At 49.6% G+C, this 258-nt stretch carries 1 protein-coding gene; it reads right to left on the bottom strand.

What is annotated here, in order from left to right; genetic code table 11:
- The coding region (locus tag MJX74_RS21620; protein WP_240225083.1) for a Clp protease N-terminal domain-containing protein at positions 1-151 on the bottom strand (151 nt) is incomplete at its 3' end.
- Positions 152-258 lie beyond the last annotated feature (107 nt).

Below are 258 nucleotides of genomic sequence, written 5' to 3' on the forward strand. Positions count from 1 at the left end.
TTAATAGTGGACGAACCGTGCCCCCTTCCTGATTGAGCAGGGCGCTCATCAGATGTAGCGGTTCAATAAACTGGTTGTCGTGCCCAAGGGCTAGTGACTGGGCATCGGCGAGGGCAAGCTGGAATTTGTTGGTAAGACGATCCAGACGCATAACACCTCCAAGATGGGTCGAAATTGCTACTGGAGATTAAATGAGGTCATCCCTCAAATTTTCAAGGTTATCTCGACGCTAAATTTTCGGTACAACGCCATGCGTCG

Origin of the sequence: Rheinheimera hassiensis, assembly GCF_022436675.1 — a bacterium.
GTDB classification, from domain to species: Bacteria; Pseudomonadota; Gammaproteobacteria; order Enterobacterales; family Alteromonadaceae; genus Alishewanella; species Alishewanella hassiensis.